Below are 20,700 nucleotides of genomic sequence, written 5' to 3' on the forward strand. Positions count from 1 at the left end.
TGGCTGACCCGGACCGAGCCCGGTGCGCGTCGACAAGCTGCTCTGGTTCCTGCGCCTCGCCAAGACACGGGCGGTGGCGCAGGGCCTTGCACATGACGGGCACATGCGGCTCAACGGTCGGCGCATCGAACGCGCCCATCAGAAGATCGCCCCGGGCGACATCCTGACCGTGCCGATAGGCAGGAACGTGCGGGTGATAGAAATTCTTGCCCTTCCCGAGCGCCGTGGACCCGCTCCCGAGGCCCAGGCCTGTTACAGAGTGCTTGACGTCAACCCGACTCATCCCGTAGCGGCTCCACTTTCAGCCGTAAGTCTCTCAAAAAGGATTTCGCCGTCATGACCTACGTCGTCACCGACGCCTGCATTGCCTGCAAGTACACGGATTGCGTCGAGGTTTGCCCGGTCGACTGCTTCTATGAAGGCGAGAACATGCTCGTCATCAATCCTTCCGAGTGCATCGACTGCGGCGTGTGCGAACCGGAATGCCCGGCCGAGGCGATCATCCCCGACACCGAGAGCGGTGTGGAGCAGTGGATCGAACTCAACGCCAAGTATTCGGCCGAGTGGCCCAACCTCACCACCAAGAAGGACGCGCCCGACAACGCGGACGAAATGAAGGACGTCCAGAACAAGCTGGAAACGCACTTCTCGCCCGAGCCCGGCGAAGGCGACTGATCGCGCCCAATGCCTGAGGGCCCGCTGGACAGGAATTTCCAGGCTGAACGGGCCCAACGGCAAATAGCGCTAAAATAAATGGGCGAGCATAGACGCCCGGAAACGCAGGCGAATCTGCCTGTCATCGTCTCGAATCGGGACCGCACAGGAGGCTAGCGCAGGAATCCTGCGGCTGCCACTGGATATTTTGTCACATCGGTGCTATATAATACGGCAACTGCCCGAGTCTTCCACTCGTCCGGCAGAGATTTTTCATGACGAGGCAGGGTTCGAAAACAAGCGGTAAGAGCGTGATCTGACCGGTCGGCGAAAGGCATTCGTGCCACAGGTCGCAGCCTACCGGGACACCGACTCTCACCGCCTGTTTGCTCGCATCCACCCTGCAGGTGAAAGGACGATACATGGCAACCAAGGCCGATGCCTTCGATGTTGGAGATTACGTCGTTTATCCCAAGCACGGCGTAGGCCGTGTGATCGAGTTGCAGAAGCAGGAAATTGCCGGGATGCAGCTCGAACTCTACGTGCTGCGTTTCGAAAAGGAGCGTATGACGCTCCGCGTTCCGGTGAACAAGGTGGAATCGATCGGCATGCGCAAGCTGTCGTCCGACAAGACCCTGCGCGAAGCTCTCGACACCCTCAAGGGCAAGCCCAAGGTAAAGCGCACCATGTGGTCGCGCCGCGCCCAGGAGTACGAAGCCAAGATCAATTCGGGCGATCTCGTCTCGATCGCGGAAGTCACGCGCGACCTGTTCCGTGCCGACGACCAGCCCGAGCAGAGCTACTCCGAGCGTCAGATCTTCGAGGCTGCCTCCTCTCGCCTCGCGCGCGAACTGGCCGCGATGGAAAAGACCGACGAACCGGCCGCGCTCAAGAAGATCCTCGCGATCCTCAACGAGCACGCCCCCAAGTACTACGACACGGCCGAGACCGCCTAAGCCGATCTCGCTGTTTCAGACAGGATGAAGGGCCGCTTCGCCGCAAGGTGACGCGGCCCTTTCTCTTTGCCGCTTGCGAAGAGCCTGCGGGCATGAGACCTCTTGGCGCGATGTCTCGCACCTTGCCCCCTGCCCCCTTGCTGGTCCTGACCCTGCTTCCTCTCCTGGGTGGCTGCATCGCCAAGACCGCGGTCGATGTGGCGACGCTGCCCGTACGCGCGGCGAGCCAGGGCGTGGACTGGGCGACGACCAGCCAGTCCGAGGCCGACGAGAAGCGTGGGCGCGCGATGCGCGAGCACGAGGAAAAGCTGCGCGACCTCCAGCGCCGCTACGAAAAGCACCTACGCAAGTGTGACGAGGGAAGCCAGAGCGCCTGCCTTGATGCACGCGACGATTACGCGCAGATGCAGATCCTCCAGGCCCCCCAGAACCGGCCATATTGACGCTGCGGCACGCGGGTGGAATACCCCTCCCATGGTGATGAGATGAGCTGGTACGAGAGGCGCGAATCCTGGTCCGCGCAGAGCGAGGACGCGCGCGAGGACGGCGATATCGACTACGCTCGCGTCGTCCATTCCGCCTCGTTCCGACGGCTCCAGGGCAAGACCCAGATTCTCAACCTGGGCGACAGCGACTTCTACCGCACCCGCCTTACCCACTCGCTCGAAGTGGCGCAGATTGCAGGTGGCCTTGCCCGCCAGCTCGCCAAGAGCTTCCCCGATCATCCGGCGACCGCGCACCTGCCGGACCGCAGCCTCATCCACGCCATCGGCTGCACTCATGATTTCGGCCACCCGCCTTTCGGCCATGGCGGCGAAGTCGCGCTCAACTACTGCATGCGCCGCCACGGCGGCTTTGAGGGCAACGGCCAGACCTTGCGCATCCTGGCCCGGCTCGAGAGCTTCTCGGCCAACGCCGGGGCCAATCTCAGCCGCCGCACGATGCTCGGCGTCCTCAAGTACCCGGCCGCGTTCTCGCAGGCGGAAAACCCTTATCTGGAGCCGCGTCTGCTCGACGGCCCCAGCACCCTTCGCGTGCTCGATTCCCGTCATTGCAAACCGCCCAAGGCCTACCTCGACTGCGAACAGGACGTGGTGGACTGGATTCTCGCCCCCCTCACCCACCACGAGCGCGAGGCCTTCACCGCGATCGAGACGCGCCCCGGCAAGCACGCGAAGACGCTGCACAAGAGCCTCGACTGTTCGATCATGGATCTTGCCGACGACATTGCCTACGGCGTCCATGATCTGGAGGATGCCATCGCGCTCGGGCTCGTCGCGCGCGAGCGTTTCGCCAAGGCACTGGAGAGCGCCAGCGCGCCCTTCCTCGATGCGCTCAAGGAAAAGTACCCCGGCGAAAGCGAGAATGACGTATTCTCACGCATGGTCGAAGGCCTGTTCGGCGAGGACGAAGGCACCCGCAAACGCTACATCAGCCGCCTCGTCCACCACTTCCTGACCGGCGCCACATACCGTGAGGAAACAGCCTTCGACGAACCGCTGCTACGCTGGCGGGTGCGCCTGGAAGGCCCGCGCAGGGCGTTCCTCGATGCACTCCAGGCCTTCATCGTGAAGGAGGTCATCGCCAGTCCCGAAGTCCAGCACCTGGAGTTCAAGGGGCAGGCCATGGTCGTCGCCGTCTTCGAGGCGCTTGCCGCCGATCCGGCCCGCCTGCTCCCAAAGGCCGCTCTAAGCCGCTACGAAGCCTCCTCAGGCGATATACGGGTCATCTGTGACCACGTGGCCGCCATGACCGACACCCACCTCCTGAAGACGTACGAGAGGCTTTTCAGCCCGCGCATGGGTTCGGTGTTCGACCGGCTTTGACGGGGCTCGGGAAGAGGGAAGAAGGACATTCCGAGGGCCATCGCCCTCGGGCTCCCCAAACTGTCTAGCGCATGGGTGCCTGCAACGCCGATTGTGGGGAGAGCGGTGTGTTCACCTGGATGATTGAGGGGCTTTGCCCCTCCCAATTCCTATCCCACTGACGGGTGCAAAGTTGCGCCACCCCGACTCAAATGGGCTCTCCGATTCCGGGAGCCCGAGGGCGATGGCCCTCGGAAAAATCTCTTCCGACCTCCTACGCCGCCGCGCGGCGCAACCGGTCGTTGATCGCCGCCCCAATCCCGGTTTCGGGCACGGGCGCGATGGCTATGCGGGGATGACTGTCCGCTGCACCTTGATGCAGGAGCGCGTAGAGACGGCTCGCCGCCTCGTTGAGGTCGCCTGTGGGCGAAAGCGAAGCATCACCCGCAACGGGACCGAAACCGATATGGAATTCGTCAGCCTCGGCCGCGTCGGCATCGAGACGCACAGGTTTTCCGGGCGCGTAGTGGCTGGCGAGCTGGCCCGGCGCCTCGATGGCTTGTGAGATGACCGGATCGGGCGCACAGCCCAGCACCTGAGCCAGCGTGTCTGCGGCAATGGGGCCAGGACGCAGGACCTGCCAGCGGCCGCCTTCGCGAAGGCCCACGATGGTCGATTCCAGACCTGCCTCGCAAGGACCGCCGTCGATCACGGCATCGACGCGTCCGCCGAGCGAGGCGACAACGTGCGCGGCACTGGTCGGACTCACCCCGCCGCTGGCGTTGGCCGAGGGGGCGGCGAGCGGCAGGCCGGTTTCGGCAATGACCGCGCGCATGACGGCATGCGCCGGGCAGCGCAGCGCGACCGTGGGAAGGCCTGCCGTCACCGCAGCCGCCACCGGGGCGCCCTCCCGCAAGGGGAGTACCATGGTAAGCGGGCCCGGCCAGAACGCCTCGGCAAGGGCTTTTGCCCGCGCGTCGAGATGGGCGATGGCCTCCGCCGCGTCCGTATCGGCGACATGGACGATAAGCGGGTTGAAGCTGGGCCGCCCCTTCGCCGCATAGATGGCCGCGACGGACTCATCACGGTCAGCTCTGGCAGCCAGGCCATAGACCGTTTCGGTCGGCACCGCGACCAGGCCGCCGCTACGCAGGATCTCCCCCGCCGAGGCAAGATCGGGCGAGGATGAAGTCAGGAGGCGGGGACGACTGGCGGGATTCATACCCTGCCGCTATAGCGCAGCGCAGCGAAAGCCAAGGAAAAGCGCAAGGAAGCCATGACCACACCGCTGCCCGAAACGGACACGCCCGCCCTTCTCTCCCGTATTGCCGAGGCGCTGGAGCGCATCGCACCGGCCCCCGTACCTGCGACCGACTGGCTGGCCTTCCCCGCCTATGTCTGGAACGGCACCTCGGCGCGCGGCGTAACGCAGCTGGAGGCCCCCGCGCTCGACATGCTGCGCGGGATCGATGATCAGAAGGCGAGCGTCGTCACCAACGTGCTGCGTCTGGCCGCAGGCCATGCGGCGCACGACATGCTGCTGTGGGGCTCACGCGGGATGGGCAAGTCCGCGCTCTTGCGCGCCGCGATCCGCAAGGGCCAGGCCGAGCACGACAATGCCATCGCCCTCGTCCAGGTCGGTCAGGATGCGCTTGCGGGCGTGACCGATCTCTTTGCGACTCTGGGGAAGATCGAGCGCCGCTTTCTCGTCTTCGTCGATGATCTGGGCTTTGAGGAGAACGATGGCGCAGGTCCACGTCTGCTGCGCTCCTGGCTCGAGGGCGGGGTTGAGGCACGCCCGGCCAACGTGCGCCTTGCCGTCACTTCCAACCGCCGCGCCATTGTCTCGCGCTCGATGCACGAGCAGGACGATCCCATCAATCCGCGCGACGTGGTCGATGATCGCCTCGCGCTGGCCGACCGGTTCGGCCTCTCCATCGGCTTCCACGCCTGCGATCAGGACGCCTATCTTGCCATCATCGGGGGCTACGCGCAGGAGTTCGCCCTGGAGTGGGACCAGGGCGATGCGCTGGAGTGGTCGCGCCGCCGCGGCGCGCGTTCAGGCCGTGTGGCCTGGCAGTACGTCAACGAATTGGCCGGGCGCGCGGGCAAGACCATCTGAGGCCCTGCCCGCCCCGTCTGAGGCTTAGTCCTTCTCGCGGTTGAGGATCCGGTCGGTCCCCCGGAAACCGGCCTGGAGACGCTTCTGCGCGGCTTCGGGCGAGTTGGGATCGACGAGGCCCGGCTTGGGCTCCAGATGCTCTGTCACGATGGGCGTGATCTCGGGCGAGGCGTCCGCATCGGGCGCCACCACGCGCCAGACGATGCCGGCCGTATCGTCGGTGACGAGGAGCGCACCGCTCGCATCAAAAGCCACCCAGGTCGGACGGCCGTGGGTGGTGCTGCCGTCCTCTTCCAGGAAGCCGGTCAGCACGCGCTGCGGCTTCACATCCTTGGGGTTGCCGTTGGCATCGAAGGGAATGAAGACGACGTCGTAACCCACCGCCGGACGGCGATTCCACGAACCATGGCGGGCGATGAACGCTCCGTTCTGGAAGGCCTTGCCCAGCTTCGTACCGCCCTTGTCGAACACCATGCCGAGTGTGCCGGTGTGTGCGCCCATCGCGTACTCGGGCTTGCGCGTATACTCGATCATGTAGGTCTGCATGTCGTACTGGACGCGCTCATCGAAGATGTTCTTCCAATAGACCCAGGGCCAGCCATACTGCGCGCCTACGGGCACGTTGGTAAAGTAGTCGGGCACGAGGTCGGGGCCGAGCATGTCGCGCTCCTGCACCGTCGCCCACATCTCGCCCGTCGCGGGATTCCAGTCGAGGCCGTTGGGGTTGCGCATGCCCGCCGCGAACTGGCGGCGGCGGCCTGTTTCGGTGTCAATTTCCCAGATGGCCGCGCGCCCGGCCTCTTCCTCCATGCCGTTGTCGGCGATGTTGGTGGCCGAACCGACCGCGACGTAGAGCGCCTTGCCGTCCTCGCTCAGGAGCAGGTTGCGCATCCAGTGATTGCCGCCCGGCCACAAGTCCATGAGCTTCTTCGGGGAGCCCTCGATCTTCGTGTCGCCCGGCGTGAAGGCAAACTCGAGAATCGCGTCGTGGTTGGCGACGTAGAGCTTGCCGTCCCGGTAAGCCATGCCCGAGGGCGAGACGAGATCGGCCGTGCGCAGATCAAAAGTCTGATCGGCCGTGCCGTCACCGTTGGAATCGCGCAGCAGCTTGATGGTATCGGCCGAAGGGGCGCCCGCGCCCACCTTGCCCATCGCCCAGCCCATGACCATGCCGGTGAGACCACCACTCTCGCTCGCCTTGGGCGCGCCGGTCTCGGCCACCAGCACGTCGCCGTTGGGAAGCGTGAGCATCGTGCGCGGATGCTGGAGACCTTGCGCAAAACGCGTGACGACAAGGCCCTTGGCCGGCGTTGGCGCCTCATCCTCGGCCCACCCCACCGGATCGACCAGCTTCATGCTGGGGATCGTCTGCGGGTCGGGATCGACCAGAGTCGGGTCCTTGCCCGCAGTGGCGTCGCTCGGCAGGTCCGAGCTGTTGGAATACTGCGTCCAGGCAAAGAAGGCGACAAGCGCCAGGACGAGAACGATGAGGGCCGCGAAGGCCTTGAGCAGGATCGAGCGCATGGGCACCGAGATAGATGCCCCCCGTCTATGCGGCAACCTCGAGTTGCGCTACCTGAGGGCCATGTACGATTTTGCCCCCCTTACCGACGCCCCCAAGCCCGAACTCTATGAGGAACTCGCCCGCGCCGCGCAGGCCCTGGTCGAAGGCGAGCGCGACGCCGTGGCCAACATGGCGAACCTGGCCGCGCTCATCTGGCAGTTCGTGCCCGATCTCAACTGGTCCGGCTTCTATCGCATGGTCGAGGATGAGCTCGTGCTCGGCCCCTTCATCGGCAAGCCCGCCTGCATCCGCATTCCGCTGAGTTCCGGCGTGTGCGGCGCGGCCGCGCGGACCGGCGAGACCCAGCTCGTGCCTGATGTCCACGCCTTCCCCGGCCACATCGCCTGCGATGCCGACAGCCGCTCCGAGCTCGTCGTACCTGTCGTGGTCCATGGCAAGGTGATCGCGGTCATCGACCTCGACAGCCCCCTTCCCGAGCGCTTCGACGAGGAAGATGCCAAGGGGTTTGCCCGCCTTGCCGAGATCGCGGCAAAGGCCATCGGCTGACGCCTTCAGGCCTGCGCCGTTTCGGGACAGGCACAGGCACACGATAGTCCGCCCAGGACCTCGGTGCTAATTCGCAAGGGCAGACATTCGGGAGAATTCCCGGCGATGCCCTTGCGAAGGAGACCTGCGATGCGCCTGTCCTGCCCTCACCTTACCTGCGCGGCGCTGCTTCTGACTCTATCCACGACATCCGCTAGCGCCCGGGAGGCCGTACGCTACGGTGGCTTCGATCCGGTCGCACGGGACGCCTGGCTTGTCGATTGCTACCAGAAGGTCGCTCTACGCGATGCCCAAGCTGGAATCCGGCCCGCCCCCGACGCACCGGACGAGTGCCAGGCCTATCTCGATGCTTACTATGAGCGCTACACGCGCACGCGCACCGCACCCTCGCAAGGCAAAGCCGGACCCGGCTTCACAGCGCCCGGCTACGAGGCAAGTCGCTATGGCGCGGACTATACGGTCGCAGCCGGGCCGGACTTCACTTCTGAAGAGGTTGTGCAGAGCCTCCCCTGAGGCAAGGATGAAGTGATTCAAGGGGCCATTGCCCCTTGACCCCAAAAGGGGCGACCGCACCTTCCTCAGGCCAGATAGCGCGCGCAAGGTGAGCTCGACAGGTCGGGGAGCCCGAGGGCGATGGCCCTCGGAATACCTCTTCTCAGATCGCCCCGCCGGTCAGGCGCTGACACACGAGATCGAGCTGGTCGAGCGTCGCGTACTTGATCGTCACCGTCCCCGAACGCGGGTCCTCATCCGACTGAATCTTGACCGGAAGGCCCAGGAACTCCTCAAGGTGATCCTGCACGGCGACGATATCGGCATCCTGCGCGGGATCGCGCGCCGGACGGGCAGCACGGCGCGGTGCCGGAGCCGTTTCACCGCGCATCTTCTTGCGCACGAGCTTCTCGACGTCACGCACCGACATCTGCGCCGAGACGGCCTGTCCGGCGATATCTTCGGCATCGTCGCAGCCGATCAGCGCACGTGCATGGCCCATCGACAGATCGCCCTTCTCGACGAGCTTGACCACATCGTCAGGCAGCGAAAGCAGGCGCTGAAAATTGGCCACGTGGCTGCGGCTCTTATCGACCAGGCGCGCGATCTCGGCCTGCGTCATCCCTTCGGATTCGGACAGGCGCTGGTAGGCGCGAGCCTCTTCGATGGGGTTGAGATCCTCACGCTGGAGGTTCTCGATGAGCGCCAGCGCCATGACCTCGCGATCGGAGAGATCTCGAACCAGTGCGGGAATCTCGTGCAGCTGGGCTTTCTGTGCGGCACGCCAACGACGCTCGCCCGCCACAAGTTGGAATGCGCCTGTATCGGTAGGGCGCACGATGATGGGCTGGATGACGCCGCGCTGGGCAATCGAGGCTGCGAGTTCGTCGAGCGCTTCCTCATCGAAATGACGGCGCGGCTGCAGCGGGTCGGGCTTGATTTCGGCAATCGTCAGCGAGCGAAGGCCAAGCCCCCGGGCCGTATCCGCCGTGGCTCCACCCGCGGCCGAAGACGATGCTTCCCCTGCCCCGGACGTCGCCACCGGCTCCTCACGGCGACTCTCACCCAGAAGGGCTCCAAGACCGCGACCAAGGCCACGCGACTTCTGGCGCGTCATTGCCGGAGTGCTTCGGGGGGCGGTGTCGTCGCTCATGCTGCCTTCCTCGCTTCGGGGAGCCGCGTAATCAGTTCGCGGGCCAGCGCCATATAGGCCCGGCTGCCCGCGCAAGAGTGATCGTAGATCAGCGCCGGAACCCCGTGGCTTGGCGCCTCGGACAGGCGCACGTTGCGCGGGATGTTGGTATCGAAGATCAGGGGCCCAAGACAGGAGCGCACATCGTCCGACACCTGGTCCGTGAGGCGGTTGCGGCGATCGAACATGGTCAGGACGATACCGATGATACCCAGATCGGGGTTGAAGCGCTGCTGGACGCGCTCGACGGTGGTGAGCAGCTGGCTGAGGCCTTCGAGAGCGAAGAACTCGCACTGCAGCGGCACCAGGAGCTTGTCGGCTGCGGTCAGTGCGTTGAGCGTCAGCAGGCCGAGCGAGGGCGGGCAATCGATCAGGCAGACATCGTATCCGGAATCGTCGCGCAGCGCGGCGCGCAGGCGATGTGCGCGGTCATCGGCGTTGACCAGCTCCACTTCGGCCCCCGAGAGATCCACCGTCGCAGCGAGGAGGTCGAGACCGGGGATCGAACTGGGCACCACGCACTCGGCAAGCGGACGCTTGTCGACAAGGACGTCGTAGGACGAAAATTCGCGATCGGCCGGATAGACACCGATGCCCGTAGAGGCATTTCCCTGGGGGTCGAGATCGACCAGAAGGGTCTTCCATCCCGTGGCCGCAAGGGCGGTCGCAACGTTGATGGCCGTGGTTGTCTTCCCGACGCCACCCTTCTGGTTGGCGATAGCAATACGGATCACGTGGTCTTTCCCTTCCTGCCGGACAGCGTTCCGACAATAATGCCTGCCTGCGGGTCCGTCAGGGACTGTTCCACGTGGAACACGTGCCGCCACTTGCGAAGGTCGTCCAATTCTTGCTGTGCCGAGCGCCCCTTGGGCAACACCCACAGGGTGTCACTTGTGGAAAATCGCGCGGATAACTCCAAAAGCTTTTGCAAGGGCGCAAAGGCACGGGCCGAGATCACCGCGGCGTCGCGCGATTCGACCTGTTCGAGACGTTGCCCGGCCACGCGCGCCTTATCCAGCCCCATCGCCTCGCGCGCGCGCTCCAGCCACTCGATTCGCCGCGCGCGCGATTCGACCATGACCACTTCGCAGTCCGGTCGCAGCGCCGCAATGGCGAGGCCCGGGAAGCCCGCCCCTGTACCAAGATCGAACCAGGGCCCTCGTGTTTCACGTGGAACATGAGACAGCAGCTGAGCCGAGTCGACTATATGCCGTAGCCAGACCTGCTCCAGGCTCGCCACTGAAACCAGGTTCTGGCGCTGGTTTTCCTCGGCCAGCATGGACACCAGACATTCAAGGCGTTCCGCCGCCTGCGCATCGAACTCAGGCAGCGCTTCAAGCCAGGCACGCGCCTCGACTTCTGTGGTAATCATGCGGCCGATACCTCCCGACGCGCGCGAACAAGAACAGCGGCAAGCGCCGCCGGGGTGATGCCCGGGATACGGCCCGCAGCCGCCAGCGTCGCCGGGCGCGCCTTGGTCAGACGCTCGACCATTTCTCGAGAGAGACCTGGAATCTGATCGTAGGGAAAATCATCGCCAAGGGGCAGCGCTTCACTCGCGCGTAGGTCTTTCAGCTCGCGTTCCTGGCGTTCGAGATAAGGCGCGTAGGCCGCATCCTCGACAACTTCCTCAGCCAAGGAGGCATCGGCAAGCGGGGATTCCCCCCCTTCCCTTTCCAGCCACGGAGCAAGTCGCTCCAGATCGATTCCGTCAAACCGCAACCATTCGCGCAAGGGCAGACGCCCCAGGTCCATGCGCACCGACATGCCCGCTTGAGCAAGCTCGCTGGCAGGGACGGACTGATCGAGGCCCCTCTCCAGATCGGCGCGGGCCTCTTCACGCCGTGCGAACCAGGCCGCCCGCTCCTCGCCGACCGCCCCAACGCCAAGCGCCAATGGGGTCAGGCGTGTGCTGGCGTTGTTCGCGCGCAGACGCAATCGATACTCGGCGCGCGCCGTCAGCATGCGGTAGGGCTCGCTGACACCATGCAAAGTGAGATCATCGATCATCACCGCCATATAACTGTTGGCCCGGTCGAGCGGGGCTGGCGCACGCTCAAGGATAGCGGCGGCGGCATGCATGCCGGCCACGAGTCCCTGCGCCGCAGCCTCTTCGTAGCCCGTCGTCCCGTTGATCTGGCCGGCACAATAGAGCCCGGGCATTTCGCGTAGCTCCAGGCTCGGGCGCAGCGCGCGCGGATCGATGTGATCATATTCGACCGCATATCCCGGCACGACCATCTCGACCGTCTCCAGCCCTTCCATGCTGCGCATCATGGCCTGCTGGACATCGGTCGGCAGCGATGTGCTGACACCGTTGGGATAGACCAGGTGGGTCGAGAGCCCCTCTGGTTCGAGAAAGACCTGGTGCCCGTCGCGGTCGGCGAACCGGTGAATCTTGTCCTCGATGGATGGGCAATAGCGCGGCCCCTGTGCGCCAATGGCACCTGAAAACAAGGGCGAACGATCGAGGTTGGCGCGGATGATATCGTGAGTCTGCGGGTTGGTGCGCGTGATGGCGCAGAAGACCTGCGGAACGGTCCGGTGGCCAAGAGCCGACATCGTCCACCCGTCGGCATCGGAGGCCTGTTCCTCCAGACGCCCCCAGTCGATGGTGCGGCCATCAAGACGCGGCGGGGTGCCTGTCTTGAGCCGGGCCATCGGGAGGTTGGCACCGCGCATCTGTTGCGCCAGCTTCTGGGCCGAGGCTTCACCTATGCGACCACCGACCAGTCGTTCCTCGCCACGGAACAGAGTCCCGCCAAGGAAGGTACCGGTACACAGGATCGTGGCGGGAGCGCTCAGCCGGGTCCCGTCGGCGAGGCGAATTCCGGTCACCCTTCCCTGTGCAAGGACCAGTTCGGCAGCCTCACCCGCGACCAAGGTGAGATCGCCCTGCTCCTTGAGCAGGCGATGGATTGCCGCCTTGAACAGGCGCCGGTCGGCCTGGATACGGGGCCCTTGCACCGCGCTGCCCTTCGAACGGTTGAGCATGCGATAGTGGATTGCAGCGGCATCGGCGGCCCGTCCGATCAAGCCATCGAAGGCATCGACCTCACGCACGAGGTGGCCTTTGCCGAGCCCCCCAATGGCCGGATTGCAACTCATCGCCCCGACCGCGTCGAGATCGAAACTAACCAGCGCCACGCGCGCGCCTATGCGCGCTGCCACGGCCGCGGCTTCACAACCGGCATGGCCGCCACCGATCACGATGACATCAAAGGAATGCATGAGAATGCGCTTACTCCACCGCCCCTGCCCCGTCAAAGCTCCCATTGCATCGCTCGTGGTGTTTCACGTGAAACATACGAACGGAGGCAATGGAGAGACTGAGTCACGAAACTCTATGCCGATTACTTCCCGATGCAGAAACGTCCGAAGAGCGCATCAAGCATGTCCTCAGTCGTCGCCCGTCCGATCAAGGAATCGAACGCGACCCGCGCTGTCCGCAATTCCTCAGCGAGAATGAGAAGATCAGACTGCGCACCGGCTCCACAAAGCCCGGTCAGGGCCTGGGATAGCAACTCCCCCTGTCGACGATTCAATGCGAGCTCGCCCGGTCGGGGAAGGCAGGAGCGCCCATGCACAACGAGATCCCGGCGCAAGTCATCAAGCCCCTCCCCGGTCATGGCCGAGATCCGGTGCCGGGGCCGGGCCTTCGCTTCATGCCCTTCCCGATCGATTTGGGCGTCGATTTCCCAGGCCAGCTCGGGCCCCTCCCCTTCTGGCCCCAGCCAGAGGACAAGATCGGCCCGCTCCAGTTCACCACGCGCGCGGTCCACGCCAATAGCCTCGATCGCATCGTCCGTGCCATCCCGCAGACCGGCCGTATCGATGAAGGCAAAGGGAACGCCGTCCAGCGCCACGGCGCGGATAAGGACGTCGCGCGTCGTCCCCGCGAGCGGCGCGGTGATCGCGGCCTCATCTTCCACGAGCGCATTGAAGAGTGTGCTCTTGCCAGCGTTGGGAGGTCCGGCAAGTACGATACGTAGGCCTTCGCGCAAGGCTTCAGCCCGTGGCCGGGACAGCCAGGTTTCGAGCTCCTCGGCGAGACTTGCCAGGTCGGCGTAGAACGATGCGGGCAGTACCGCCACATCGTCTTCGTCGCTGAAGTCGAGTACCGCCTCCACACCGGCCGAAGCGCCCAGGACCCGATCACGCCACGCGTGGACCTGCTGGGACAAAGCCCCGCCCGCCATTGCGATGGCCGTGCGGCGCTGCAGCTCGGTCTCGGCGGAGAGGAGATCGGCAAGGCCCTCGGCTTCGGCCAGGTCGATCCGTCCATTGGCAAAGGCACGCCTTGTGAACTCACCAGGTTCAGCCGGACGGATAGACAGGGCAGGTGCGCCCTCCACCGATTGAGCCAGCCCCGCAAGTGCGGCCTCGACCGCCCGGACAACAGCCCGCCCGCCATGCAAGTGCAATTCAGCAAGGTCTTCGCCGGTCGCTGTCGCGGGTCCCGGAAACCACAGGACCAGGGCTTGATCCAGCACTGTTTCACGTGAAACACGCAAGGTGCGAAGGCTTGCCCGGCGCGGTTCAGGAAGCTTCCCTGCCAGTGCGCACAGCGCCGTCCCGGCCGCCTTGCCACTGATACGGATGACGGCAAGAGCGGCCGGAGGCGCGCCGCTCGAAAGGGCAAAGATGGTTTCGGACATGGGCTCGTGTTCACTCAAGCGGAAGGCGGACAGCGTCGCCGGACAGGAACGTGAGCGGCGCCCTTACTCCGATTTGGGCTTCTCGCCCATCCCCTGCGCAGCCCCGCTCATCGCCATGGACATGCCGCTTTCGAGGAACTGCTGGAAGAGCTTGAGACCCATCTGGCCCATGGGCGCCATCTGCTTGGTCAGCTCCTGAAGCTGGTCGAAACTTCCAGCCCCCTTCATCGCATTGGTCACAGCCTCGACGTAAACCTCGTTCGCACGGGTCACATCGGGGAGACCAAGAAAGCGCCGCGCCTCCTCAGGCGAACATTCGACCTCGACATTGACCTTCATGAGGCTCTCCTGATCTCGTTTTTTGTCGAATGAAGGCTGACACATACGCATGGCAAAGTCCATTGCCCGTACCTACCTGCAAGGGGGACGCCGGTGCGCGGCGCCCGCAGTCTGACGCCATAAGGCGCCGCACGAAGAGGAGACTTGTCCATGGCCACCAACACCGAGATCCCCACTCTGGATAAAGCCGCCGGCATCCCGGCCTACGTCGCGCGCCCCGAGGGTACGCCACGCGGGGCCATCATCGTCCAGCAGGAGATCTTCGGCGTGAACCCGGGGATCGTCCAGAAGGCCGACCAGTGGGCCGCCAAGGGCTATCTGGCCGTGGCGCCGGACAGCTTCTGGCGCCAGGAGCCGGGTGTTGAACTCGACGCCGACAAGGAGCCCGAATTCAAGAAGGCGCTCGACCTCATGGGAGGGCACGATTTCGACGCCGGCATCCGCGACATCGAAGCCGTGATTCACTGGATCCGCAACGAGGCCGGTGTGCCCAAGGTCGCGCTCGTCGGCTTCTGCATGGGGGGCAAGATCGCCTACCAGGCCGCCGCGCGCACCGACATCGACGCCTCCGTCGGCTATTATGGCGTGGGTATCGACGAGATGCTGAACGAGAAGCACGCCATCTCCAACGCCCTCCTGCTGCACATTCCGACCGCAGACGGATTCAATCCGCCCGAAGTCCAGAAGGCCATGCACGAGGGTCTCGACGACCATCCCAAGGTTACGCTTTACGACTACGAGGGCCTCGACCACGGTTTCGCCGCCGAGATGGGTTCGCGCCGTGACGAAGCGGGTGCCCAGCTTGCCGACAGCCGGACCGAGGCCTTCATCGTGGAGCACATCGGGTGAAGGCTCTGACGGGTCCGCGCTACCTCGTCCCCCTGGCCGTCCTGGCAGTAACCTTGACCTGCGCGGCCCTCCCCTCGCTGCGCTGGCTACTCATTGTCCTCGTTCCGGTTCTGGGTGTGACGCTTCTGGATTTCTTCCAGAACCGCCACGCGCTGCGCCGCAATTACCCGCTCGTGGCACGCATGCGCTGGCTCTTCGAAGACCTGCGCCCGTTCCTGCGCGCCTACATCGTCGAGAGCGAGCGTGAGGGGCGTCCCTTCACCATCGACCAGCGCGGGCTCGTCTATGCGCGCGCCAAGGGTGCCGTATCGACGCATCCCATGGGCACCGAGCTCGACGTCTACTCGGACGAATACGAATGGCTCGGCCATTCGATCACGCCCAACGAGGACGCGCCCGAAAGCTGGCACGTACGTGTCGGCGGCGAGGAATGCGCCAAGCCCTATTCGAGCGCGCTTCTCAACATCTCGGCGATGAGCTTCGGTTCGCTGTCAGCCAACGCCATCGAGTCTCTCAACAAGGGCGCGGCCATCGGAGGCTTCGCCCACGATACGGGCGAAGGCTCGATCAGCCGCTACCACCGCAAGCACGGCGGCGATCTTATCTGGGAATTGGGCAGCGGCTACTTCGGCTGCCGCAACAAGGACGGATCGTTCAATCCCGAACTGTTTGCCCAGCAGGCAAGCGACGACCAGGTGAAGATGGTCGAAATCAAACTGAGTCAGGGCGCCAAACCCGGGCATGGCGGCGTTCTGCCCGGTGCCAAGGTCACACCTGAAATTGCCGAGGCGCGCCACGTAGACGTCGGGGAAGACTGCATTTCTCCGGCCGCGCACCCCGCCTTTTCGACGCCGCTCGAGCTCCTGGAATTCGTCGCGCAGCTGCGCAGCCTGTCCGGAGGGAAGCCCACCGGATTCAAACTCTGCGTGGGCCAGCCCCACGAAGTGATGGCCTTGGTCAAGGCCATGCTGGAGACCGGAATCACGCCCGACTTCATCGTTGTCGACGGCGCCGAAGGCGGCACGGGTGCGGCCCCGCAGGAACTGACCGACAATGTTGGAATGCCCCTGCGCGAAGGCCTCATGCTGATGCGCAACGCGCTTGTCGGCACCAACCTCAAGGACCGGGTCCGTCTTGCCGCCTCGGGCAAGATTCACTCCGGCGCCGGGATGGCCCGCGCCTTTGCCCTCGGAGCCGACTGGTGCAACGCCGCCCGTCCCTTCATGTTCGCGCTGGGCTGCGTGCAGTCGATGAAGTGCCACACGGGCGAATGCCCCACAGGCGTTGCCACGCAGGTCGACTGGCGCCAGCGCGGCCTCGTCGTTGACGACAAGGCTGAGCGCGTCGCCCGTTTCCAGAAGGAGACTCTGCGGTCGCTGCGCGAGATCGTCGTTGCCATGGGGTATCGCAGTCCCTGGCAGCTCAACGAGCATGACATGTACCAGCGCATCGACAGCGCCAAGGCCGGGCCACTTGACGAGGTCTACAACTTCGTCGCCCCCGGTCAGCTCCTCGACGATCCCAGTAGCACGCACTACGCTCACGCCTGGAAGGTTTCGGCCGCGCACACGTTCCGCCGCGTCTCCAGCCTTGCGGCCTCGATTCACCCCTGACCACAGGAATTGCCATGACTACCGGATACCGCATGATTGTCGCCGAGCACGGCGGTCCTGAAAAGGTTTCACGTGAAACATTCGAGGTCCCCTCCCCCGGTCCAGGAGACCTGCTGATCGAGACGGAAGCTGTCGGCCTCAACTTCATCGACACCTACTTTCGCAAAGGACTCTATCCCGATGCGCTGCCGATTGTGCTCGGATCGGAGAGCGTGGGCTCCATCGTGGCCTTGGGCGACGGTGTCGAGGGCTTCGCCCTTGGCGAGCGTGTGGGCCTGACAAGCAATGGAGGCGCCTACGCCACGCACCGCATCGTGCCGGCCGACAAGGCCATCCGCGTGCCCTCCTCCGTCGATCCCAAGGTCGCTGCCGCTGTCCTCCTCAAGGGGCTGACCGCCTGCTATTTGGCCGAGGATACCTTCCCCGCCAAGGCCGGCGACATCGCCCTCGTCCATGCCGCGGCGGGCGGCGTGGGGTCGCTGCTCGTGCCCTGGCTGACCGACAAGGGTGTCACCGTCATCGCGCACTGCGGCAGCGCTGAGAAAGCCGCGCAGGTTCCTGTACCGGATGGCCACTCCCTGCATGGCGATTTCGCCACGCTCGCCGAGCAGGTCCGCGATATCACGGACGGCAAGATGTGCGACGTGGTCTACGACGGCGTGGGGGCTGCAAGCTGGGAGGCCTCGCTTGCCTGCCTGCGCAGCCGCGGCCTCATGGTGAGCTTCGGCAACGCCTCGGGGGCTGTCCCGCCCGTCGCCATGCTCGACCTGATGAACGGCGGCGGGGGATCCCTCTACGCCACGCGCCCTACCCTCGCCCACTACATCGCCACTCCCGAGGCCCGCGATGCGAGTGCGGCAAAGCTGTTCGACCGCATCGCCAGCGGAGTTCTCGACGTGAAGATCGGCCAGACGTTCGCGCTTGAAGATGCCGCCGATGCGCATCGGGCGCTTGAGAGCCGGGCGACGACCGGTTCGACGGTACTTATTCCCTAAGAAGACGAAGTAGAGGAGATTCCGAGGGCCATCGCCCTCGGGCGCCCCAAAACTGTCTGGCTCACCTTTCTCAGCCAAGGTGGCGCGCGGGAGGTGAGGTCGACAGTTTGGGGGTCAAGGGGCGATGGCCCCTTGAATCCTTCTTCCTTCCTACAAACAAAAAAGGCCCGGAAGGTTCATGCCTTCCGGGCCTTTTTGTTAAACCAGCGAGACGATCCCCAACTGCGGATCGATCCAGCCTTCGTAGATCATCTTGCAGGCCACGTAGAGGATGACCGCAAGCCCGATGTAGGCAATCCAGCGGTAGCGCTCGATGTAGCGGGCGATGAAGTTCGCAGCGACCCCCATCAGCACGACGGAGAGCAGCAGGCCGACAATCAGGATACCCGGATGCTCGCGCGCGGCGCCCGCTACCGCGAGAACGTTGTCGAGGCTCATCGAAACGTCGGCCACTGCAACGGCCCAGGCGGCCCCAGCAAAGCTCCTGGCGGACTTCAGGCCGGAATGCTGATCCCCTTCAATCTCCGGCGAACCGGTCGACTGGCCTGCGTCCTCACGCAGTTCGCGCCAGAACTTCCAGGCCACCCAGAGGAGCAGCAGGCCACCAGCGAAGATCAGCCCGACAACCCCCAGCAGCCAGGTCACCGCGAGCGCGAAGACGATACGCAGGACAAGGGCCGCGCCGATACCGATCAGGATGACTTTCTTGCGATCCGCAGCCGGAAGCCCCGCGGCCAGCGCGCCTACGACGATCGCGTTGTCACCCGCCAGCAGGAGGTCGATCATCAGCACCTGGCCGAAGGCCGCGAGGGCCGCCGGCTCGGTGATGTTGGCGAAATCCGCCACGATATGCTGCCAGATCTCGGCCGGCCCGCCAATCGAGCCGGACGCGACCAGGGCATCTAGGATAGTCACGTAAGAAAGCCCCCGTTACCCGTTTTACTGGTTCATCGTGGCGAAGAAGTCCTCGTTGGTCTTGGAATCCTTCATCTTGTCGAGCAGGAATTCCATCGCATCGACCGTGCCCATCTGCATGAGGATACGGCGCAGGAGCCACATCTTGGAGAGCTGATCCTTGGGAACCAGCAGCTCTTCCTTGCGGGTGCCCGACTTGCCCACGTCAAGCGCCGGGAAGATGCGCTTGTCGGCGACCTTGCGGTCCAGGACGATTTCGGAGTTGCCGGTGCCCTTGAACTCTTCGAAGATGACCTCGTCCATGCGGCTGCCGGTGTCGATGAGCGCGGTCGCGATGATCGAGAGCGAGCCGCCCTCCTCGATGTTGCGCGCAGCACCGAAGAAGCGCTTGGGACGCTGCAGGGCGTTGGCATCGACACCGCCGGTGAGCACCTTGCCGGAGCTGGGAACCACGGTGTTGTAGGCGCGGCCCAGACGCGTGATCGAGTCCAGGAGGATGACCACGTCGCGCTTGTGCTCGACCAGGCGCTTTGCCTTTTCAATAACCATTTCAGCAACTTGCACGTGGCGCTGAGCCGGTTCGTCGAAGGTCGAGGAGATCACCTCGCCGTTCACCGAGCGCTGCATGTCGGTAACTTCCTCGGGACGTTCATCGACCAGAAGGACCAGCAGGAACACCTCGGGGTGGTTGTCGGTGATGGCCTTGGCCATGTTCTGCAGCAGCACGGTCTTACCCGTACGCGGCGGCGCGACGATCAGCGCGCGCTGGCCCTTGCCCTGCGGGCTGATGAGATCGATCACGCGCGCCGACTTGTCCTTGACCGTGGGGTCGAGGGTGTCGAGCTGCAGGCGCTGTTCGGGATAGAGCGGGGTCAGGTTGTCGAAGTTGACGCGGTGGCGCACGACGTCCGGATCATCGAAGTTGACCTTGGTCAGCTTGGTGATCGCGAAGTAGCGCTCTCCGTCGCGCGGGGCGCGGATTTCGCCTTCGACGGTGTCGCCGGTACGCAGGCCCCACTTACGGACCTGGTTGGGCGAGACATAGATGTCGTCGGGCCCGGCGAGGTAGTTCGCCTCGGGGCTGCGCAGGAAGCCGAAACCGTCGGGCAGCACTTCGATGGTGCCAAGGCCCATGATCTCTTCGCCGTCCTCGGCGACTTCCTTGAGAATCCCGAACATGAGATCCTGGCGGCGCATCGTGGAAGCGCCTTCGACGCCCATTTCCTCGGCCATGGCGACCAGTTCGGCCGGCGTCTTCTTCTTGAGTTCTTTCAGGTGCATCGTGGTGGTTTCCGAATGGAAAGAGAGAAAGTGTCGGCCGGGCGGATCATGGGGCTTGGGGAAAGCGGATCCGGGCAGGCGAGCTGAAGGCGCCGCCCTGTGCCGGGACGGGCCTGCAAATAGGCTTTTGCGGGCCTGCGGTCAATGAGTCATGGACTCGCGCAGCCTTCATGCGGGTCCAGTCCGGATTCCCCTGCGGTGAATCGAAAACGCGCATGAAAAAAGGCCCGGGGCTTTCGCGCCGGGCCTTTTTCGATGGGCGGGATATTTCGGAGTCTCAGAAGGGTTTGACGACCACCAGGATCACCACCACGACCGCCACGAGACTGGGGACCTCGTTCAGCATGCGCAGCGCCTTGCCGCTCATCCCGCGCTGTCCCTTCGCCAGCTTCTTGCCGTAGCTCACCAGCCAGCCATGGTAGGCCGAGAGCGCCACCACGAAGAGCAGCTTGGCGTGCAGCCAGGGCGCGGACCAGTAGTGCATGGCCGTGGCCAGCGCGATCCCGAAGACCCACACGGCGATGAGCGAAGGCGTCAGGATGATCTTGCGCAGCTTGGCTTCGCGATCGATCCAGCGCGCCTCCTCGGGCGAGCCGGCTTCGGCCTCCTGGTGGTAGACGAAATAGCGCGGCAGCATGAACAGTCCGGCCATCCAGAAGATCACGAAGATGATGTGGCCGGCCTTCAGCCAGAGGTAGGTGGTCTGCAAGATCTGCTCCATGAGCCTTAGTCGTCCCTCTTGAAAGCGTGTGCCCTGT

22 protein-coding genes are annotated in these 20,700 nt (G+C 64.6%); 11 read left to right on the forward strand and 11 right to left on the reverse strand.

Features of this window, described 5'->3' with window-relative positions; translation table 11 throughout:
- Positions 1-22: 22 nt before the first annotated feature.
- The 5 genes from LC060_RS18170 to LC060_RS18190 all read left to right on the forward strand — a co-directional run bounded on the left by LC060_RS18170 (position 23) and on the right by LC060_RS18190 (position 3,436).
- Positions 23-340 (forward strand): RNA-binding S4 domain-containing protein, encoded by a 318-nt coding sequence (locus tag LC060_RS18170; protein WP_084592003.1) that lies wholly within the window; start codon positions 23-25, stop codon positions 338-340.
- On the forward strand, positions 337-675 hold the full coding sequence (gene fdxA / locus LC060_RS18175) for a ferredoxin FdxA (RefSeq protein WP_039389942.1): 339 nt from the start codon (positions 337-339) through the stop codon (positions 673-675). Before LC060_RS18170 ends, fdxA begins: the two co-directional genes overlap by 4 nt.
- A 401-nt stretch (positions 676-1,076) precedes the next feature.
- Positions 1,077-1,610: a CarD family transcriptional regulator gene (locus LC060_RS18180; protein WP_039389939.1), complete on the forward strand. Its 534-nt coding sequence runs from the start codon at positions 1,077-1,079 to the stop codon at positions 1,608-1,610.
- A 92-nt stretch (positions 1,611-1,702) separates the two neighbouring features.
- On the forward strand, positions 1,703-2,053 hold the full coding sequence (locus LC060_RS18185) for a hypothetical protein (protein ID WP_226638103.1): 351 nt from the start codon (positions 1,703-1,705) through the stop codon (positions 2,051-2,053).
- A gap of 42 nt (positions 2,054-2,095) precedes the next feature.
- Positions 2,096-3,436, forward strand: a complete 1,341-nt coding sequence (locus LC060_RS18190) for an anti-phage deoxyguanosine triphosphatase (protein WP_226638105.1) — start codon at positions 2,096-2,098, stop codon at positions 3,434-3,436.
- A 253-nt stretch (positions 3,437-3,689) separates the two neighbouring features.
- On the opposite strand, the gene LC060_RS18195 is transcribed toward LC060_RS18190, so the two are convergent.
- Positions 3,690-4,637, reverse strand: coding sequence for an L-threonylcarbamoyladenylate synthase (locus LC060_RS18195; RefSeq protein ID WP_226638107.1), 948 nt, complete (start codon positions 4,635-4,637; stop codon positions 3,690-3,692).
- A gap of 54 nt (positions 4,638-4,691) precedes the next feature.
- Here LC060_RS18195 and LC060_RS18200 point away from each other — a divergent pair, with 54 nt between their 5' ends.
- Positions 4,692-5,537 carry a DUF815 domain-containing protein gene (locus LC060_RS18200; RefSeq protein WP_226638109.1) on the forward strand — a complete coding sequence of 282 codons (846 nt, stop codon included), beginning with the start codon at positions 4,692-4,694 and terminating at the stop codon, positions 5,535-5,537.
- Between the two features lie 24 nt (positions 5,538-5,561).
- Here the strand turns inward: LC060_RS18200 and LC060_RS18205 are convergent, their stop codons facing one another.
- Entirely contained in the window at positions 5,562-7,061 is a 1,500-nt protein-coding gene (locus LC060_RS18205) for a PQQ-dependent sugar dehydrogenase (protein WP_226638243.1), read from the reverse strand.
- A 61-nt stretch (positions 7,062-7,122) separates the two neighbouring features.
- Here LC060_RS18205 and LC060_RS18210 point away from each other — a divergent pair, with 61 nt between their 5' ends.
- Both LC060_RS18210 and LC060_RS18215 read left to right on the forward strand, forming a co-directional pair.
- Positions 7,123-7,608 (forward strand): GAF domain-containing protein, encoded by a 486-nt coding sequence (locus LC060_RS18210; protein WP_226638244.1) that lies wholly within the window; start codon positions 7,123-7,125, stop codon positions 7,606-7,608.
- Positions 7,609-7,737: 129 nt separating this feature from the next.
- On the forward strand, positions 7,738-8,121 hold the full coding sequence (locus tag LC060_RS18215; protein ID WP_226638111.1) for a hypothetical protein: 384 nt from the start codon (positions 7,738-7,740) through the stop codon (positions 8,119-8,121).
- Between the two features lie 142 nt (positions 8,122-8,263).
- On the opposite strand, the gene LC060_RS18220 is transcribed toward LC060_RS18215, so the two are convergent.
- From LC060_RS18220 to LC060_RS18245, 6 genes are all read right to left on the reverse strand, one after another.
- Complete coding sequence (locus tag LC060_RS18220) at positions 8,264-9,253, reverse strand: ParB/RepB/Spo0J family partition protein (RefSeq protein WP_226638113.1); 990 nt, start codon at positions 9,251-9,253, stop codon at positions 8,264-8,266.
- The gene (locus tag LC060_RS18225) at positions 9,250-10,026 is read right to left on the reverse strand and encodes a ParA family protein (RefSeq protein ID WP_039389922.1); all 777 of its coding nucleotides are present in this window, start codon (positions 10,024-10,026) and stop codon (positions 9,250-9,252) included. Before LC060_RS18225 ends, LC060_RS18220 begins: the two co-directional genes overlap by 4 nt.
- Positions 10,023-10,664: a 16S rRNA (guanine(527)-N(7))-methyltransferase RsmG gene (rsmG, locus tag LC060_RS18230; RefSeq protein WP_226638115.1), complete on the reverse strand. Its 642-nt coding sequence runs from the start codon at positions 10,662-10,664 to the stop codon at positions 10,023-10,025. The genes LC060_RS18225 and rsmG overlap by 4 nt, the downstream gene beginning before the upstream one ends.
- The gene (mnmG, locus tag LC060_RS18235; protein ID WP_226638116.1) at positions 10,661-12,523 is read right to left on the reverse strand and encodes a tRNA uridine-5-carboxymethylaminomethyl(34) synthesis enzyme MnmG; all 1,863 of its coding nucleotides are present in this window, start codon (positions 12,521-12,523) and stop codon (positions 10,661-10,663) included. The genes rsmG and mnmG overlap by 4 nt, the downstream gene beginning before the upstream one ends.
- Before the next feature lie 122 nt (positions 12,524-12,645).
- Complete coding sequence (gene mnmE / locus LC060_RS18240; protein WP_226638118.1) at positions 12,646-13,950, reverse strand: tRNA uridine-5-carboxymethylaminomethyl(34) synthesis GTPase MnmE; 1,305 nt, start codon at positions 13,948-13,950, stop codon at positions 12,646-12,648.
- Positions 13,951-14,013: 63 nt separating this feature from the next.
- Complete coding sequence (locus tag LC060_RS18245; RefSeq protein WP_039389915.1) at positions 14,014-14,289, reverse strand: DUF6489 family protein; 276 nt, start codon at positions 14,287-14,289, stop codon at positions 14,014-14,016.
- Positions 14,290-14,439: 150 nt separating this feature from the next.
- On the opposite strand from LC060_RS18245, the gene LC060_RS18250 reads away from it, so the two are divergent.
- The 3 genes from LC060_RS18250 to LC060_RS18260 are packed head-to-tail and all read left to right on the forward strand — an operon-like array spanning position 14,440 to position 17,746.
- On the forward strand, positions 14,440-15,138 hold the full coding sequence (locus LC060_RS18250; RefSeq protein WP_226638120.1) for a dienelactone hydrolase family protein: 699 nt from the start codon (positions 14,440-14,442) through the stop codon (positions 15,136-15,138).
- Positions 15,135-16,751, forward strand: a complete 1,617-nt coding sequence (locus LC060_RS18255; RefSeq protein ID WP_226638122.1) for an FMN-binding glutamate synthase family protein — start codon at positions 15,135-15,137, stop codon at positions 16,749-16,751. The genes LC060_RS18250 and LC060_RS18255 overlap by 4 nt, the downstream gene beginning before the upstream one ends.
- A 14-nt stretch (positions 16,752-16,765) precedes the next feature.
- Positions 16,766-17,746, forward strand: coding sequence for a quinone oxidoreductase family protein (locus LC060_RS18260; RefSeq protein WP_226638124.1), 981 nt, complete (start codon positions 16,766-16,768; stop codon positions 17,744-17,746).
- A gap of 198 nt (positions 17,747-17,944) precedes the next feature.
- Here LC060_RS18260 and LC060_RS18265 read toward each other — a convergent pair whose 3' ends face one another.
- The 3 genes from LC060_RS18265 to LC060_RS18275 all read right to left on the reverse strand — a co-directional run bounded on the left by LC060_RS18265 (position 17,945) and on the right by LC060_RS18275 (position 20,663).
- On the reverse strand, positions 17,945-18,655 hold the full coding sequence (locus tag LC060_RS18265; protein WP_226638245.1) for a YjbE family putative metal transport protein: 711 nt from the start codon (positions 18,653-18,655) through the stop codon (positions 17,945-17,947).
- A 30-nt stretch (positions 18,656-18,685) separates the two neighbouring features.
- Positions 18,686-19,942 carry a transcription termination factor Rho gene (gene rho, locus LC060_RS18270; RefSeq protein WP_039389906.1) on the reverse strand — a complete coding sequence of 419 codons (1,257 nt, stop codon included), beginning with the start codon at positions 19,940-19,942 and terminating at the stop codon, positions 18,686-18,688.
- A gap of 277 nt (positions 19,943-20,219) precedes the next feature.
- Positions 20,220-20,663: a CopD family protein gene (locus tag LC060_RS18275; protein WP_226638125.1), complete on the reverse strand. Its 444-nt coding sequence runs from the start codon at positions 20,661-20,663 to the stop codon at positions 20,220-20,222.
- Positions 20,664-20,700 lie beyond the last annotated feature (37 nt).

The sequence above is a fragment of the Novosphingobium profundi genome (assembly GCF_020524485.1).
GTDB lineage: Bacteria > Pseudomonadota > Alphaproteobacteria > Sphingomonadales > Sphingomonadaceae > Novosphingobium > Novosphingobium profundi_A.